15 protein-coding genes are annotated in these 17690 nt (G+C 41.1%); 14 read left to right on the top strand and 1 reads right to left on the bottom strand.

All coding sequences use genetic code 11. The annotated features are described in order from the left end of the window. Positions 1–156: 156 nt before the first annotated feature. From argR to Q1B03_RS03555, 6 genes are all read left to right on the top strand, one after another. The gene (gene argR / locus Q1B03_RS03580; RefSeq protein ID WP_044340153.1) at positions 157–606 is read left to right on the top strand and encodes a transcriptional regulator AhrC/ArgR; all 450 of its coding nucleotides are present in this window, start codon (positions 157–159) and stop codon (positions 604–606) included. 124 nt (positions 607–730) lie between these two features. Continuing rightward, complete coding sequence (gene recN, locus Q1B03_RS03575) at positions 731–2440, top strand: DNA repair protein RecN (RefSeq protein ID WP_299738286.1); 1710 nt, start codon at positions 731–733, stop codon at positions 2438–2440. A 125-nt stretch (positions 2441–2565) separates the two neighbouring features. Beyond that, on the top strand, positions 2566–3855 hold the full coding sequence (spoIVB, locus tag Q1B03_RS03570) for a SpoIVB peptidase (RefSeq protein WP_299738284.1): 1290 nt from the start codon (positions 2566–2568) through the stop codon (positions 3853–3855). A gap of 315 nt (positions 3856–4170) precedes the next feature. After that, positions 4171–4950 (top strand): sporulation transcription factor Spo0A, encoded by a 780-nt coding sequence (spo0A, locus tag Q1B03_RS03565; protein WP_299738282.1) that lies wholly within the window; start codon positions 4171–4173, stop codon positions 4948–4950. 227 nt (positions 4951–5177) lie between these two features. Then, on the top strand, positions 5178–5363 hold the full coding sequence (locus Q1B03_RS03560) for a hypothetical protein (protein ID WP_299738280.1): 186 nt from the start codon (positions 5178–5180) through the stop codon (positions 5361–5363). A gap of 186 nt (positions 5364–5549) precedes the next feature. Continuing rightward, the gene (locus Q1B03_RS03555) at positions 5550–6284 is read left to right on the top strand and encodes a glycerophosphodiester phosphodiesterase (protein WP_299738278.1); all 735 of its coding nucleotides are present in this window, start codon (positions 5550–5552) and stop codon (positions 6282–6284) included. 14 nt (positions 6285–6298) lie between these two features. Here the strand turns inward: Q1B03_RS03555 and Q1B03_RS03550 are convergent, their stop codons facing one another. Continuing rightward, the gene (locus Q1B03_RS03550; protein WP_299738277.1) at positions 6299–6538 is read right to left on the bottom strand and encodes a DUF2627 domain-containing protein; all 240 of its coding nucleotides are present in this window, start codon (positions 6536–6538) and stop codon (positions 6299–6301) included. Positions 6539–6671: 133 nt separating this feature from the next. Between Q1B03_RS03550 and Q1B03_RS03545 the strand changes: the two genes are divergently transcribed. The 8 genes from Q1B03_RS03545 to Q1B03_RS03510 all read left to right on the top strand — a co-directional run bounded on the left by Q1B03_RS03545 (position 6672) and on the right by Q1B03_RS03510 (position 17204). Continuing rightward, the gene (locus tag Q1B03_RS03545; RefSeq protein WP_299739598.1) at positions 6672–8741 is read left to right on the top strand and encodes a sigma 54-interacting transcriptional regulator; all 2070 of its coding nucleotides are present in this window, start codon (positions 6672–6674) and stop codon (positions 8739–8741) included. Positions 8742–8877: 136 nt separating this feature from the next. Beyond that, a complete protein-coding gene (gene yqiS, locus Q1B03_RS03540; protein WP_299738275.1) occupies positions 8878–9786 on the top strand; it encodes a phosphate butyryltransferase in 909 nt (302 codons plus the stop codon). A 42-nt stretch (positions 9787–9828) separates the two neighbouring features. Continuing rightward, the gene (gene bcd / locus Q1B03_RS03535) at positions 9829–10926 is read left to right on the top strand and encodes a branched-chain amino acid dehydrogenase (RefSeq protein WP_299738273.1); all 1098 of its coding nucleotides are present in this window, start codon (positions 9829–9831) and stop codon (positions 10924–10926) included. 136 nt (positions 10927–11062) lie between these two features. Next, positions 11063–12184: a butyrate kinase gene (gene buk, locus Q1B03_RS03530; RefSeq protein WP_299738271.1), complete on the top strand. Its 1122-nt coding sequence runs from the start codon at positions 11063–11065 to the stop codon at positions 12182–12184. Positions 12185–12203: 19 nt separating this feature from the next. After that, a complete protein-coding gene (gene lpdA, locus Q1B03_RS03525; protein WP_299738269.1) occupies positions 12204–13628 on the top strand; it encodes a dihydrolipoyl dehydrogenase in 1425 nt (474 codons plus the stop codon). Positions 13629–13853: 225 nt separating this feature from the next. Then, entirely contained in the window at positions 13854–14852 is a 999-nt protein-coding gene (locus tag Q1B03_RS03520) for a thiamine pyrophosphate-dependent dehydrogenase E1 component subunit alpha (RefSeq protein WP_299738267.1), read from the top strand. A 14-nt stretch (positions 14853–14866) separates the two neighbouring features. Next, positions 14867–15850, top strand: coding sequence for an alpha-ketoacid dehydrogenase subunit beta (locus Q1B03_RS03515; RefSeq protein ID WP_299738265.1), 984 nt, complete (start codon positions 14867–14869; stop codon positions 15848–15850). A 43-nt stretch (positions 15851–15893) separates the two neighbouring features. Further along, positions 15894–17204 (top strand): dihydrolipoamide acetyltransferase family protein, encoded by a 1311-nt coding sequence (locus Q1B03_RS03510; RefSeq protein WP_299738264.1) that lies wholly within the window; start codon positions 15894–15896, stop codon positions 17202–17204. Positions 17205–17690: the final 486 nt, after the last annotated feature.

The following is a 17690-nucleotide window of genomic DNA, read 5'->3' as shown; positions in this document are numbered from 1 at the left end:
ACGCCTTTCAGGTTTACTCGCCTTATGCTAGTCGCCCCCAGAACGAGCCCCTTCCGCTTTTCTTTTTTATTGTACTTCCATACAAAATAGGCTAACATAAGCGTAGAGGTATATTTATACAGGTTTTAATCAAATGTAAGAGGTGTATGTTCTATGATGAACAAAGGGCAAAGACATATTAAAATAAGAGAAATCATTACGAATAGAGATGTGGAAACACAGGATGAGTTAGTGGAAAGCCTTAAAAATGCAGGATTTAATGTGACCCAGGCTACCGTGTCGAGGGATATTAAAGAATTGCATTTAGTTAAAGTGCCGTTGATGGATGGGAGATACAAATATAGTTTGCCTGCTGATCAGCGCTTTAATCCCCTGCAAAAACTTAAGCGTACCCTGACGGATGCGTTTGTCAAAGTGGACCAAGCCGGGCATATGCTGGTCATGAAGACTCTACCTGGTAATGCTAATGCGATCGGTGCTTTAATTGATAACTTGGACTGGGAAGAGATTTTAGGGACGATTTGTGGAGATGACACATGTTTGATCATCTGCCGCACTGAAGAAGAGACGAAGATTGTTTCAGAACGTTTTTTAGATATGCTTTAAATTGCAGAATCAAAAATAAAATTAATGGGCTGTATGTAAGGCAGCCCTTCATACAAAATCCAATAGGAAGCTTTTCTTTTAAATTGTTTGAGGGAAAAGTTCCTTTTTATTTGAGGTGAATGTTTTGCTACAAGAACTATCAATCAAAAATTTCGCCATAATCGAATCCCTCTCTCTTTCCTTTGAAGAAGGTCTGACCGTTTTATCAGGTGAGACTGGTGCAGGTAAGTCGATTATCATTGATGCCATTCATTTACTGGTTGGTGGAAGAGGATCCTCAGAATACGTGCGGCATGGGGAGAAAAAGGCTGAAATTGAAGGGTTATTTATTCTTGATAATGAAACTCATCCTTGCTTTCTTAAAGCAGCGAGCTTCGGGATAGAGATCGAAGAAGGAATGATCATTCTTCGACGGGATATCTCGAGCAGTGGAAAAAGTGTTTGCAGAATCAATGGTAAGCTCGTGACGATTGCGATTATGAGGGAAATCGGGGCTTCACTTATTGATATACATGGACAGCATGAGCATCAAGAACTGATGAATGAAAGCCTGCATCTTTCCTTACTGGATCAATTTGGAGGGAAAGAGATTGCTTCTGGTCTCTCGAGTTACGGGGAAGTATATAAAGAGTACCTTTCCATTTATAAGCAGCTTAACAGGCTCAATGAGAACGAGCAGGAGATGGCGCATCGTTTGGATCTGATTCAGTTTCAGCTGAAAGAAATTCATGATGCAAACCTGCAATTAAATGAAGATGATGAGCTGCAGGAAGAGAAAAGGAAGCTTATGAACTTTGAAAAGCTTTTTGAGGCGTTGCAGACGTCCTATGACAGCATTCAAGGTGAGAGAAAAGGGCTTGACTGGACTGGACTTGCTATGAGTCATCTCGAGACAGCTGCAGAAGTGGATTCTCAATATGAAAAGACTCTGGAATCTGTTTCGAATGCTTTTTATATGCTTGAAGACGCTGCTCACCAAGTAAGGGGAGAGTTAGATCAGCTGGAATTTGAACCAAACCGTTTGGATCTCATTGAGGCGAGACTGAATGAGATTAACGGTTTAAAGAGAAAGTATGGTTCTTCTGTAGAAGAAATTCTGGCATATAGTTCAAAGATCGAAGAAGAAATTGAAACCATCATGAACAAAGATTCACATGTGGAACATTTACAAAGCAAATTACAATCACTCGAGAAAGATTTATCATTAGAGGCGAAAAATCTGTCGCAGACAAGAAAGCAGTGGGCGAAAAAATTAACTGCAAGTATTCATGAGCAGCTAAAGCAACTTTATATGGATAAAACGAAATTTGAAGTTCGCTTTGTGAAAAGTGGAGAAAATGAATCGTTTTCCTTTCAGCATTTTAAAAAGGATGGTTGGGACACAGTGGAGTTTTACATATCCACCAATCCAGGGGAGCCTTTAAAGCCGTTATCCAAAGTTGCTTCAGGTGGGGAGCTTTCCCGCATTATGTTAGCTATGAAGACGATCTTTTCAAAGCACCAGGGAATTACCTCCATCATTTTTGATGAGGTCGATACAGGAGTAAGTGGAAGAGTCGCACAGGCGATCGCTGAAAAAATTTATCAGGTCGCCATTCATTCCCAGGTGATGTGTATATCTCACTTACCGCAAGTAGCTGCAATGGCAGATTGTCACTTGTTTATTTCGAAAAAACTTTCAGGCGGCAGAACGAGTACAATGGTTAAACGTCTTCGAGAGAAGGAAAAGATCAAAGAAATCTCCAGGATGATTTCAGGAGTGGAAATTACAGATTTAACATTGGAACACGCAAAGGAATTGTTGCAATTAGCAGGATCCATAAAAGAAACATGAAAAGCTATCCAATTGGGGTAGCTTTTTTTCATGATTACCAGTTATAAATGTGGCTTATAAAGGCAAAATTAAAACTGTAGCCAATAGTTAGTGTGTGTGGATTAGAAGCGAGGAGAGTGAATATATTGAGTTTAGATTGGTTAAGAAAATGTATAGGTGGAATTCTCCTTGTTTCGCTTTGTCTTATTGGTTTTTACAAACCGGTTCAACAATTTATCAATGCACCGAACTCTGTAAGGGTAATGGAAGGGGATCAAGTTGCTCTCCCTAAGGCTACATCCGTTACAACGATGGGTTCTTCTGATAATCAACATGTTCAATTTAAAGAAGAGGAAGGTAAGCTCTCGATTCAAGGAAGTTCTGTAGGTAAGGATGAAGTTGTCTTTGAATTAGCTGGTTTACCCATAAAAAAAGTCGATGTAGAAGTGCTGAAAGATTTCAAGGTGATCCCGGGTGGTCAATCCATCGGGGTGAAATTAAATACTGTCGGGGTGTTGGTGGTAGGTCACCATTTAGTTGAAACAGAGGCTGGTAAGATGTCCCCCGGCGAAAAAGCGGGAATACAAGTGGGAGATATGATAACAGAAATAAATGGAACGAAAATTGAAGAGCTTGCGGATGTTGCTCCTTTTGTTCAGAAAGCAGGAGAAGAATCCAAATCTTTAGACGTTGTGATTAAGCGTGAACAAGAGACCGTAAAAACTCAATTGCTTCCGTTAAAAGAAAAAGGGGAAAATAACTACAAATTAGGCTTGTATATTCGTGATTCTGCAGCTGGAATCGGCACAATGACGTTCTTCGATCCGAAGTCCAAGAAATATGGGGCACTGGGACATGTCATTTCAGACATGGATACAAAAAAACCGATTGTGGTTGAAAACGGAGAAATCGTTCATTCAGAAGTAACGTCCATTCAAAAAGGAAAGGACGGAAAACCTGGTGAGAAATTAGCCCGTTTTTCTTCTGATCGAAACGTAATCGGGAACATAACCCGAAACAGTCCATTCGGGATTTTTGGAGAATTAAACCAAACCATTGATAACGACCTGATGGATAAACCGATGTCCATCGCTCTTTCCCACCAAGTAAAAGAAGGACCTGCCCAGATATTGACTGTGGTAGATGGGAAAGATGTAGAAATGTACGATATTGAAATTGTCAGTACCATTCCTCAGAAATATCCGGCAACAAAAGGGATGGTTTTAAAAGTGACAGATCCCAAGCTGTTGGAGAAAACAGGTGGAATCGTCCAAGGCATGAGTGGAAGTCCCATCATTCAAAACGGAAAAGTCATCGGGGCTGTCACACATGTATTTGTAAACGATCCGACAAGCGGGTATGGTGTACACATTGAATGGATGCTCAGTGAAGCTGGAATCGATATTTACAAGAAAAATCATGACCGAGCAAGCTAAAAGTGGAAAACCCTTACTAAAGTCCCGATCGTGGGTGCTTATAAGGGTTCTTTTTTTTCGTGTAAAATGAATGTTTTCACTCAGGACAGTTTGCCAAAACGAGGTATAACTTGTTAAAATAAAGATTATTCGACAAACCCATGAGTAAATATCGAATAGGGTCGAAATATAAAGAAATCTTTAGAAAATCAAAGAAAATATAATATTTTTCAAGTTTTTTTCAAAAATAAAAGGAATTTAGGTTGCATTGTCGAAAAAGTAATTTAGAATAAAATTACAGAGATGAATTAATTAGGATTGAGGAGGAAACCTGTAGTGAAATCGATTAAAGTATGTGTTGTGGATGATAACCGTGAACTGACGTCATTATTGGAAGACTACATTGCTTCACAAAATGATATGGAAGTAGTAGGAATTGCTCATAATGGCCAAGATTGTTTAGATTTGTTAGAAGAAGTGGATCCGGATGTCCTGGTTTTGGATATTATAATGCCTCATTTGGACGGGCTTGCTGTGTTAGAACGACTTCGTGAAAAGAAGAGCATTCCTAATGTCATTATGCTGACAGCCTTCGGTCAAGAAGATGTAACGAAGAAAGCCGTCGACCTTGGAGCTTCTTACTTTATCCTAAAGCCATTTGATATGGAAAATCTAGTGAGTCACATTAGACAAGTCAGCGGTAAATCAAACTCAATCATCAAAAAACCTTCCTCATCCAGAATGCATACCGAGCAGAAACCAAGAAATTTAGATGCAAGTATTACAAGTATCATCCACGAAATAGGCGTTCCGGCACATATTAAAGGGTACTTATATTTAAGGGAAGCGATTTCTATGGTTTATAATGATATTGAATTACTTGGTTCAATTACAAAGGTACTTTACCCTGATATTGCGAAAAAATACAACACTACAGCATCAAGAGTAGAACGGGCGATTCGTCACGCAATTGAAGTGGCTTGGAGCAGAGGGAATATCGATTCAATTTCTTCTTTATTCGGATACACAGTGAGTATGTCCAAGGCTAAGCCGACGAATTCTGAGTTTATCGCTATGGTTGCTGATAAGCTTCGTTTAGAACATATGGCTTCATGAAAGAGTAAGGACTAGTGCTTCATTTTGAAAAGCTGAATAGTAAGATTAAAACCCTATGAACCCAGCTGGTTTCGTAGGGTTTTTTGGTTTAACGATTCCTGTGTCCGGGTCCGTTTCCTCAGTAACAATCGCCTCTTTTTTTTGAATTAAGGAGTACGCCCTTACAGGTTGTCCCTCAATACATAAGATACAATGTAGTGCAAAAATATGAACGGGGAGGTGAGAAAATGGGATGCTTTCGTGATAGAGATGATGTAGCTGGTGCATTCGACAGAGATAGAGACGATTTTAGAGTTCCTGTAAGAGCCTTTATTAGAGGGGAAGATTTCTGCAGAGCTGTACGCCGTTGTGACAGAGACGATGTAAGAGGTATTGAAGACCGCCGCCGCAGAAGAAGATGCTCTTGGTTCTAATAAGATGACACCCTTGACGGGTAAATCGGAAAAATCCTGAGAAACTCAGGATTTTTTTTTGAAAAGGTTTCATCCTTTGAGGAGATTTAAAATAAGTATATAATATGAGTAGACAAACATTCATAAGGGTCGCTAAAGAATGTACATACAGGATTGGATCTTACCTAAAGAAAAGGGAGTGCGCTCATGTCACTAATCTTTGCACACCGTGGCTCAGCCGGGACTCATCCGGAAAACACAATGGAGGCGTTTTATGAAGCTGAAAGAGTGAGGGCAGACGGTATTGAATTAGATGTTCAGCTGACGAAGGACGGAGAAATCATCGTGATTCATGATGAAACGGTTGATCGCACCACGAATGGGAAAGGGTTCGTCAAAGACTATACGCTTAAGGAAATTCAAAAACTGCAAGCGAATTATAAATTTAAAAGTAAGTTGTTTAAAAAAAATCGTGTGCCTTCATTGAGAGAGGTATTTCAGTGGTTAAAGAGCAATGACTTACTTTGTAATATTGAGTTGAAAAACAGTATTATGGACTATCAGGGCTTGGAAGAAAAAGTGATCGGTTTGATTAGGGAGTTTGGATTTGAAGATCGTATCATTATCTCTTCATTTAATCATTACTCGATTGTAGCGTGCTACCGATTGGAGCCTGCAATCGAGATTGCCCCACTATACTCATCAGGGTTATTCATGCCTTGGATTTATGCCCAATCTCTAAGGGCGAAAGCGATACACCCCAACCTGAAGGCAGTCAAGGATGAAATCATAATTGAATCGATGAAAAACGGGATTTGTGTCAGGCCTTACACGGTGAATAAAGTGGAACAAATGGAGAGATTACTGAATGTAGGTTGCACTGCATTTGTAACGGACTATCCTGAAAAGGCATGGAAGCTGAGAGAAAGTAAAAAAGGCTAGCGCATACATAAGCGCTAGCCTTTTTTGTTGAATCGGGACTGTACTTTATTCCGCTTCCGATCTCGGTGTAGAACAAATCCTGCGATAAAACCGAGACCGCATATAAAGAATACTAATCCTATGACAAATTGCAACCATAAATAAGGTATGGGAGGCTGCAGAATGCCAAATAACATATCTCTCATCAATTTAATCCCTAGAGCAGCGAGTGCGCCGGGAATCAACATAATAATCAGGGCAATTAGACGGACCATGAGGTGCATAACTCCTTTTTCGTTTCCATACTAAAATTCTAACTCCAACTAGAAAATTGTCAAGTTTCGAAAAGTAGTGTAACATTATGTTTGTGAAAAAAATTGCAGGTATCGATAATCGGGGTGAAAAATGTTGCAAGAGGTTCTAATTGTCGGCGGGGGTAAGGGTGGAACAGCCATCTTGAAAATCCTCCACGAAGCTTCCGTCATGAAAGTGATCGCAGTTGTAGACCTAAATGAAAACGCTTCAGGGATGTTGTTGGCTAAAGAGCTGGGGATACCGGTTGGTACTGATTGGCGACAATTCCTGAACGATTCTGTTGATATCGTCATTGAAGTGACCGGTGAACAAAAAGTGTTTGAAAATATAAGAGATAGGCGGGGGAAGAACACCGTTATTATTCCAGGCAGTGTTGCCTTTCTTATTTCAAAGCTTCTGGAAGAGAAGGAAGATCTCATCCATCAATTAACAAGTGAATCCTTTAAAAGAGACCTCATTTTTAACTCTACTGATGATGGTATGGTCGGAATAGACGATCAGGGAAATGTGATGCTCTTCAATAAAAGTGCAGAAAGAATGATCGGTAAGGACCAGGAAGACGTAATGGGGCTGCATATTTCTGATGTGATTCCAGAGAGTAAATTAACCACCACGATTGAAACCAGACGAACTGAAATTCATCAGGAAGTTGTTTTGGACAATGGGCTGAAAATCATTTCCAATCGTATTCCAATGATTACGGACAATGATGAAATTATCGGAGCTTTTTCTGTATTTAAAGATATCACGGAAGTCGTGAATCTTGCAGAGGAAATAACGAATCTTAAAGAAATTCAAACGATGCTTGAAGCCATCATTCATTCCAGTGATGATGCAATCTCAGTAGTCGACGAAGAAGGGAAAGGGATATTAATAAACCCTGCTTATACAAGAATCACAGGACTCTCCCAACAAGAAGTAATTGGAAAACCGGCAACGGCAGACATTTCTGAAGGAGAGAGTATCCACTTGAAAGTCTTGCAAACAAGAAGAGCCATCAGGGGAACGAGGATGCGGGTAGGTCCGAAGCGAAAAGAAGTTATTGTTAATGTAGCTCCTATTATCGTGAATGGTAAACTCAAGGGGAGTGTAGGCGTCATTCATGATATGTCCGAGATTCAGTCACTTACTCAGGAGTTGGATCGGGCCAGAAGAATTATTCGCACTCTTGAAGCGAAGTATATGTTTGAAGACATCATAGGGGATTCAGAGGAAATGATGATTGCGGTAGAACAAGCTAAATTAGGGGCAAAAACGCCTGCCACAGTTCTTCTCAGGGGTGAATCCGGTACAGGGAAAGAATTATTTGCACACGCTATACATAATGCGAGTAATCGAAAGTTCAACAAATTCCTGCGGGTCAATTGTGCCGCACTATCAGAGAACTTATTGGAAAGTGAATTATTTGGTTATGAAGAAGGTGCATTTTCAGGAGCGAAGCGGGGAGGTAAGCGAGGTTTGTTTGAAGAAGCGAATAATGGAAGTATCTTTCTTGATGAAATTGGAGAATTGAGTGCCAATACTCAAGCTAAGTTACTGAGGGTCCTGCAGGAAAACGAGATCGTTCGTGTGGGGGGGACAAAATCCATCCAGATTAACGTCAGGGTCATTGCAGCGACAAATGTGAATCTGGAAAAAGGAATCGCTGACGGCTCATTCAGAGAAGATCTTTACTATAGGCTCAATCGAATGCCCATTCAGATTCCGCCACTAAGACATCGTAAATCAGATATTCCCCGCATTGCCGAAACCCTTATTACGAAGATCAATCAGGATTACGGTAGAAATGTTGAAGGGGTAACAGAGCAAGCAATGAATAACTTAATGAATTATCATTGGCCGGGTAATGTAAGAGAGCTTGAAAATGTATTGGGAAGGGCCATTATCTTTATGAATTACAACGAAGTGAAGATAGACATCAAGCATTTACCTCAACTGGAAAATACGTCTAAAACCCTTGTTAAAGAAGTTCCTTATGAGACGGAGGGCACCGTTAAGGACCTTGCAACGCAAGTGGAACAATATGAAAAAAATATAATCCAAAGGGTTTTGGAGCAGAATAATGGTAATAAAACAGCAACTGCCAAAGCATTAAATGTGTCTGTTCGAAACTTGTATTATAAAATTGAAAAATATAACATTGAAATAATTAGCATGAAATAATTTGCGTGGTATGAAAAATATTGCATGAACAAACATGATCGAATAAAGCGTTTTCAGCATATTGAAAGTTGGCACGGTTCTTGCAAGAGGTTTTGTGGGAACATAATAACAGAAAAAAGGGGTTGAAACGACATACATGAATCTACAATCTTTGGTGGAAAAAGCAACCCAGATAGAAAATTCCACTGTAGCGGTTGCTGCTGCAGAAGATAAAGAAGTCCTTGGGGCTGTCGCTATGGCAGTTGAAAAAGATATGGCCAAATTTTTACTTTTTGGCGATAAAGAAGAAATCATCTCTCTTATAGAAGAGGTCGCACCGCAACTTCGATCTCACAGCAGCATTAAAATCAAGCATGCATTTTCGCCGCAGAAATCAGCCGAACTGGCTGTAAAGGCTGTGAAGGAAAATGAAGCAGGTGCCCTGATGAAAGGGAATGTCCCTACTGCTGTTATTTTAAAAGCAGTATTGAATAAAGAGTGGGGTCTCCGCACAGGCAATGTTTTATCACATGTAGCAGCTTTTGAGGTGGAAGGGTTTGATAGACTGACATTTATTACGGATGCAGCGATGAATATTGCACCTGATCTCCAGCAAAAAGCGCAAATTATTGAAAATGCCGTCGAGATTGCCCGTTCGATCGGTGTTTTCCATCCAAAAGTAGCTCCAATAGCGGCAGTTGAAGTAGTGAATCCTTCTATGCAGGCAACAGTTGATGCTGCTTCTCTTACGATGATGAATCAAAGAGGTCAGATCCGAAATTGTGCCGTGGATGGTCCATTAGCCTTGGATAATGCAGTTTCACACCACGCTGCTGAACATAAAGGGATTGAAAGTGAAGTCGCAGGACAAGCGGATATCCTTCTCGTTCCAAATATCGAAACAGGCAATGCTCTTTACAAGTCCCTGATCTATTTTGCAAAAGCGAAAGTAGGGGCTGTGATCGCTGGAGCAAAAGCACCAATCGTATTAACATCCAGAGCCGACAGTGCAGAAAGTAAATTATATTCACTGGCACTGGCTATATGCTCTGCTTCAAATAATTAGTGATACAAATCAAAACATATAAGACTTTAGGGGGAAATGAAAATGAAAATTTTTAGCTATATGGAACAATATGATTATGAGCAATTGGTATTCTGTCAAGATGAATCATCAGGTTTGAAAGCAATCATTGCGATTCATGATACTACACTTGGACCTGCACTTGGTGGGACTCGTATGTGGACATATGAATCCGAAGAAGCGGCGATTGAAGATGCGCTTCGCCTTGCACGCGGTATGACGTACAAGAATGCTGCAGCAGGTCTTAATTTAGGTGGAGGGAAAACGGTCATTATCGGTGACCCTCGCAAAGATAAGAATGAAGAAATGTTCCGTGCATTTGGTCGCTACATTCAAGGACTGAACGGTCGTTATATTACGGCTGAAGATGTGGGGACAACAGTTGCTGATATGGACTTGATCCATGAAGAAACAGATTATGTTACAGGTATTTCACCAGCGTTTGGATCTTCAGGTAACCCATCTCCAGTAACTGCGTACGGCGTATACCGAGGGATTAAAGCGGCAGCGAAAGAGGCATTCGGAACGGATTCACTTGAAGGAAAAACGATCGCCGTTCAAGGAATCGGTAATGTTGCGTACAATATGTGCCGCCATCTTCACGAAGAAGGAGCAAATCTGATCGTTACAGATATCAATAAAGAAGCGGTTCAGCGTGCAGTAGATGAATTCGGGGCAAAAGCTGTTGATATCAACGAAATTTATGGAGTTGACTGTGACATCTTTGCACCATGTGCCCTAGGAGCGATCATCAACGACGAAACCATTCCTCAGCTAAAAGCAAAAGTCATTGCAGGGGCTGCGAATAACCAATTAAAAGAAACTCGTCATGGTGACGCAATTCATGAAATGGGTATCGTTTATGCACCTGACTATGTCATCAATGCAGGTGGAGTCATCAACGTAGCGGATGAATTATACGGTTACAATAGTGAAAGAGCGATGAAGAAAGTGGAGCAAGTGTACAACAACGTTGAGCGGGTTATTGAAATCGCTAAACGTGATAATGTTCCAACTTACGTAGCTGCTGATCGTATGGCGGAAGAGAGAATCGAGAAAATGCGCCGTTCAAGAAGCCAGTTCTTACAAAACGGTCAACATATTTTAAGCAGACGTGGATAATTAGAAGAAAAAACGCTTTACTTCTAACAAGAGTAGAGCGTTTCTTCCCTGTTAATGCGAACATCGAACAGATTAAGGGGTTATCTATCATAGGGGAAAAATTCTACGAACAAACATTACAATAATAGCTACCCAAATGGAGGTAACAACAGTGCAAGAAAACAAACATCGGATATTAGTCATTAACCCTGGATCGACATCAACCAAGATTGGTGTTTTCGATGATGATCGATCTATCTTTGAAAAGACAATTCGTCATGATACAGAAAAGATTAATGAATTTCCAACTATCATTGATCAGTATGAATTCAGAAAGGATACCATTCTTCAAACGTTAGATGAAGAAGGGATCAACATTTCAAAGCTAAGTGCTGTTTGTGGCCGTGGAGGCCTTCTTAGACCGATAGAAGGCGGCACCTACTTAGTGAATGATGACATGCTAAAGGATCTTAAGGAAGGTTTTTCAGGTCAGCATGCATCAAACCTTGGTGGGATTATAGCATTTGAAATTGCTTCTGGATTAAACATTCCGTCTTATATTGTCGACCCTGTTGTAGTGGACGAGCTGCAATCCCTTGCCCGGGTTTCAGGGTTTTCACTCATTGAAAGAAAGAGTATTTTCCATGCATTAAATCAGAAAGCGGTAGCAAGAAGAGTTGCAAAGGAACTCGGAAAGAAATATGAGGACCTTAACCTGATCGTCACTCATATGGGTGGTGGAATTACCGTCGGTGCCCACCGCAATGGGAAAGTCGTAGATGTGAATAATGGTTTACATGGCGATGGCCCATTCAGTCCTGAAAGAGCAGGTACGGTTCCAGCGGGTGATTTAGTTGACCTATGCTTCTCAGGTGATTATTACCGTGATGAAATCATGAAGAAACTCGTTGGTCAAGGTGGCTTAGTCGGTTATCTTGGAACAAACGATGCAGTAAAAGTAGAGAAGATGATTGAAAATGGCGATGAAAATGCCAAAGCCGTGTACGATGCGATGGCATATCAAATTGCTAAAGAGATCGGGGCAGCAAGTGCCGTCCTTAATGGTAAAGTAGACGCCATTGTGCTAACGGGTGGACTTGCTTATGGTAAAGAGTTTGTAAAGGCGATAAGCAATCGAATCAATTGGATAGCGGATGTCGTGATTCAACCAGGAGAAAATGAACTGCAAGCTCTTGCGGAAGGGGCATTAAGGGTCTTGCGAAGTGAAGAAGACTATAAGGTGTACCCTGGAAATGTAAAAGAAGAAGCAAGAGTATAAGAGCAAGGAGGACTCAAGATTGGCAGAAGAATATGATTTAGTCATTCTAGGGGGAGGCACAGGTGGCTATGTAGCCGCCATTCGTGCTTCTCAACTTGGATTAAAAACAGCAATCGTTGAAAAAGGAAAACTGGGGGGGACATGCTTACACAAAGGATGTATACCCAGTAAAGCTCTTCTTCGCAGTGCTGAAGTATATGCTACAGCTAAACACAGTGAAGATTTCGGTGTGAAAATCAATGGGGTAGAATTAGATTTCACAAAAGTTCAATCTAGAAAAGACGGGATCGTTGAACAGCTTCACAAAGGTGTTCAACACTTGATGAAACAAGGCAAGATCGATGTATTTGAAGGACTTGGACGCATTTTAGGACCTTCGATTTTCTCTCCGATGCCTGGGACAATTTCGGTTGAAATGAACAACGGGGAAGATAATGCTATGTTGATCCCTAAGAATGTGATCGTTGCAACAGGTTCCAGACCCCGTTCATTACCGGGACTAGATATTGATGGAGAATACGTATTATCCTCAGATGAAGCGCTTTCACTTGAAGCTCTTCCTAAATCGATCATCATCGTCGGCGGAGGGGTCATCGGTATTGAGTGGGCTTCCATGCTGTCTGACTTTGATGTAGAGGTAACCGTGGTGGAATACGCTGATAAAATCGTCCCAACCGAAGACCATGAGATTTCTAAAGAAATGCAGCGCTTAATGAAGAAAAAAGGCGTCAAAATTGTGACAAGTGCAAAAGTGCTTCCTGAATCCTTAGAAAAAGGGGACGGAGAGGTGACCATTAAAGCTGAGCATAAAGGAGAAGAAAAATCCTTTACTGCAGAAAAAATCCTTGTATCAGTTGGTAGACAAGCGAATGTTGAAGGCATTGGCTTAGAGAACACAGATATTAAAGTTGAAAAAGGCTTTATTGAAGTGAATGATTTCTTCCAAACAAAAGAGTCTCATATTTACGCGATCGGAGATGTCATCGGTGGTCTTCAATTAGCTCACGTTGCTTCTCACGAAGGAATCACAGCAGTGGAACATATGGCGAATGAGAAGCCTCATCCTATTGACTATTCCCTCATTTCAAAATGCATCTATAGTAATCCCGAAATTGCAAGCGTAGGGATTACGGAGCAGGAAGCGAAAGAAAAGGGATATAACCTGAAGACTGGTAAATTCAGCTTCAGAGCAATCGGAAAAGCACTCGTATATGGAGAATCTGATGGATTTGTCAAAATTATAGCTGACAAAGACACTGATGACATTCTAGGTGTACACATGATTGGTCCGCATGTAACGGACATGATTTCAGAAGCGGGACTTGCTAAAGTATTGGACGCAACCCCTTGGGAAATCGCGCACACCATCCACCCTCATCCATCCCTTTCAGAAGCGATCGGAGAAGCCGCATTGGCTGTTGATGGAAAAGCGATTCACTCATAGAAAAGAGAAGCCGACTGTTCTGGCCCGACAAGCACAATGGGGAAATCCCAAAAGGCGTACTTTGCCTTATGGGATTTATCCATTGTGACCTCGAGGGCCAAGGAGGCGCAGCTGGACAAATAGAAAAGCGTATATGGCTTTTTTGGCCGTCTTCAACAAAAAATATTATAAGGTAGAGATCCTCTCTACCTTTCCAACCATTAGATTGTGTAGGAGGTAAACAAAATGGCAGAAAATCGTCATGAAGAGTTAGGACTTTCCAATGAGAAAGTATTAGAAATGTATGAAACCATGCTCCTTGCCAGAAAAATTGATGAGCGTATGTGGTTACTGAACCGTTCGGGTAAAATCCCATTTGTTATTTCATGTCAAGGTCAGGAAGCGGCTCAAGTTGGTGCTGCATTCGCTTTAGATCGTGAAAAGGATTATGTTCTTCCGTACTACCGTGACATGGGAGTGGTATTAACATTCGGGATGACGGCTAAAGAATTGATGTTATCAGGTTTTGCGAAAGCAGAAGATCCAAACTCGGGCGGACGTCAGATGCCTGGTCACTTTGGGCAAAAGAAAAATAATATCGTAACGGGTTCATCTCCTGTAACCACTCAAGTGCCACATGCGGTTGGTATCGCCCTTGCCGGGAAAATGGAGAAGAAAGACGTTGTAACGTTTGTGACATTCGGGGAAGGATCGTCCAACCAGGGAGATTTCCATGAAGGAGCAAACTTTGCTGGTGTACATAAACTTCCTGTTATTTTCATGTGTGAAAACAACAAATATGCGATTTCTGTTCCAATCGAAAAGCAATTAGCATGTGAGAAAGTGTCCGATCGTGCCATTGGGTACGGTATGCCGGGAATCACGGTTGATGGAAATGATCCAATCGAAGTATATAAAGCTGTCAAGGAAGCAGCAGATCGTGGTCGTCGTGGAGAAGGGCCAACTCTGGTTGAAACGGTTTCGTATCGTTTAACTCCTCACTCCTCGGATGATGATGACAGAAGCTATCGTTCTCCAGATGAAGTAGCGAAAGCGAAAACAAACGATCCAATCATCACGTTTGGTGCTTACCTGAAAGAAACAGGCGTTATGAACGATGACATTGAGAAAGAAATCAATGATCGTGTTATGAAGCTCGTGAACGAAGCAACGGATTATGCAGAAAATGCTCCATATGCTGAAGCAGAATCAGCGATGAAGTATGTTTATGCAGAAGAGAAGTAAGGGGGAATTCAATCATGCCAGTAATTTCATATATTGATGCCGTAACGATGGCAATAAGAGAAGAAATGGAACGTGATGAAAAAGTATTCGTTCTTGGAGAAGATGTCGGGAAAAAAGGTGGAGTATTCAAAGCGACTCACGGATTGTATGATCAATTTGGAGAAGAGCGTGTCATTGATACCCCGCTTGCAGAATCGGCTATCGCTGGAGTTGGAATCGGAGCTGCCATGTATGGTATGAGACCAATTGCTGAAATGCAATTTGCTGATTTCATTATGCCGGCAGTTAACCAAATCATTTCTGAAGCAGCACGTATACGTTACCGTTCGAATAATGATTGGAGTTGTCCGATGGTTATTCGTGCTCCTTACGGTGGAGGAGTTCATGGGGCTCTATATCATTCACAATCGGTAGAGGCTGTGTTCGCTAATCAACCAGGATTGAAAATTGTCATGCCATCTACTCCTTATGATGTGAAGGGCTTACTGAAAGCGGCTATTCGTGATGAAGATCCGGTATTATTCTTTGAGCATAAACGTGCTTATCGCTTGATCAAAGGTGAAGTGCCTGAGGATGACTACACTCTTCCAATCGGGAAAGCAGACGTGAAGCGTGAAGGAGAGGACATCACAGTGATCACATATGGTCTGTGTGTTCACTTTGCTCTTCAAGCAGCGGAAAAGCTTGCTCAAGACGGAATTGAAGCGCACATCCTGGATTTACGTACGATTTATCCATTAGATAAAGAAGCGATCATTGAAGCAGCTTCTAAAACAGGTAAAGTGCTCCTGGTGACAGAAGACAATAAAGAGGGAAGCATCATGGGTGAGGTTTCTGCGATTATTGCTGAAAACTGTTTATTCGAGCTTGATGCTCCTATCAAACGCCTTGCTGGTCCTGACGTTCCTGCAATGCCGTATGCTCCGACAATGGAAAAATACTTTATGATTAACCCGGACAAAGTAGAAAAAGCAATGCGTGAACTTGCAGAATTTTAAACACATTGAATATCAATTAAACGCACAGTAAGGAGGGTTCCTCATGGGTATTGAAAATATGAAAATGCCTCAGCTAGGGGAAAGTGTTACAGAAGGTACAATTAGTAAATGGTTGGTGTCACCCGGTGATACCGTCAATAAATATGATCCGATTGCAGAAGTTCAAACAGATAAAGTAAATGCAGAAGTACCGTCATCCTTCACCGGTACAATTAAAGAATTAATTGCTGAAGAAGGAGACACTCTTGAAGTCGGGGAAATCATTTGTTCGATTGAAGTTGAAGGTGGAGGTTCGGCACCTGCTGAAGAAGCTCCGAAAGAAGAGCCTAAAGAGGAAGCAAAAGGATCGGCTCCAGCTAAGCCAAAAGCTCCAAACAAAGATAGTGGAAATAAAGCCAGGTATTCTCCAGCCGTATTAAAACTATCTCAAGAGCATGATATCGATCTGAACCAGGTGGAAGGCACTGGGAACGGTGGTCGTATCACTCGTAAGGACCTAAAGAAGATCATTGAATCAGGTTCTATCCCGAAAGCGGGAGAAGCACCTGCACCTAAAGCTGAAGCACAGGCACCACAACAAGCTGTGAAAGAATCGGCACCGGAGCAACCGGCTAAACAACAAACAGCTGCAGCGAACGTTCCTGTCGTCCCTGGTGATATTGAGATCCCGGTTTCAGGGATCCGCAAAGCGATTGCATCCAACATGGTACGCAGTAAACATGAAGCTCCACATGCATGGACCATGATGGAAGTGGATGTAACCAACCTGGTAGACTACAGAAATTCACTTAAGACAGAATTCAAGCAGCGTGAAGGCTTTAATCTTACTTTCTTCGCATTTTTCGTGAAAGCTGTTGCCCAAGCCCTAAAAGAATATCCACAAATCAACTCTATGTGGGCTGGGGATAAGATTGTGCAGAAGAAAGACATCAATCTTTCCATTGCAGTAGCTACAGACGATGCATTGTATGTGCCTGTGATTAAAAATGCAGACGAAAAAACGATCAAAGGAATTGCCAGAGAAATCACTGAGCTTGCCGGAAAAGTTCGAAGCGGTAAATTGACATCCCAAGATATGCAGGGAGGCACATTTACTGTTAACAATACCGGGTCATTTGGTTCAGTACAATCGATGGGCATCATCAATTACCCACAAGCAGCAATCCTTCAAGTAGAATCGATTGTGAAACGTCCGGTTGTCATGAACAACGGAATGATCGCAGTTCGAGATATGGTGAACTTATGTATGTCACTTGATCACCGTGTTCTGGATGGTCTGGTTTGCGGAAGATTCTTACAGCGTGTTAAAGAAATCTTAGAAAACACTTCAAAAGAAAATACATCTGTATATTAATCGTTATAAGGACTGACCCTGGGTGGTTAGTCCTTATTATTATTTATTTCTAGATAGAATGGTTTATAAAAATTTAATGATAGACTGAACCATCCGGGAAATTCAGGTAGAATATTCCTGGAAGAATATTCTGAAATGATTTATTAAACCACTTATAGGACGTTTTTTAAGTGCCGATATGTAAAAGTATTCTCCTGTGTCTTCTAGCTCAATTATTTCTTGCTTAAATGAAAAAAGTAGAAATACTCCATCCTTTTACCCTATGAAAAGTTCTTTAGTACCCATAATATTCCTCTAGTTATATTCATTTTATTACTATGTACATACGCTCAAAGAGAGTACATGTGACTTTTCTATTAATTTCTGAATATTCAGATTTAATCCGACATAAACTTACAACATTTTACATCATAATTGGTTATGTTTGGTTTAACATCTACTTTTTACCAAGTGGGTGAAGCAAGGAGGTGTCGGATTTACTGAAGG

This window comes from uncultured Rossellomorea sp. (assembly GCF_947488365.1).
Taxonomy (GTDB): domain Bacteria; phylum Bacillota; class Bacilli; order Bacillales; family Bacillaceae_B; genus Rossellomorea.
This window is presented reverse-complemented; position numbering and strand designations above follow the sequence as displayed.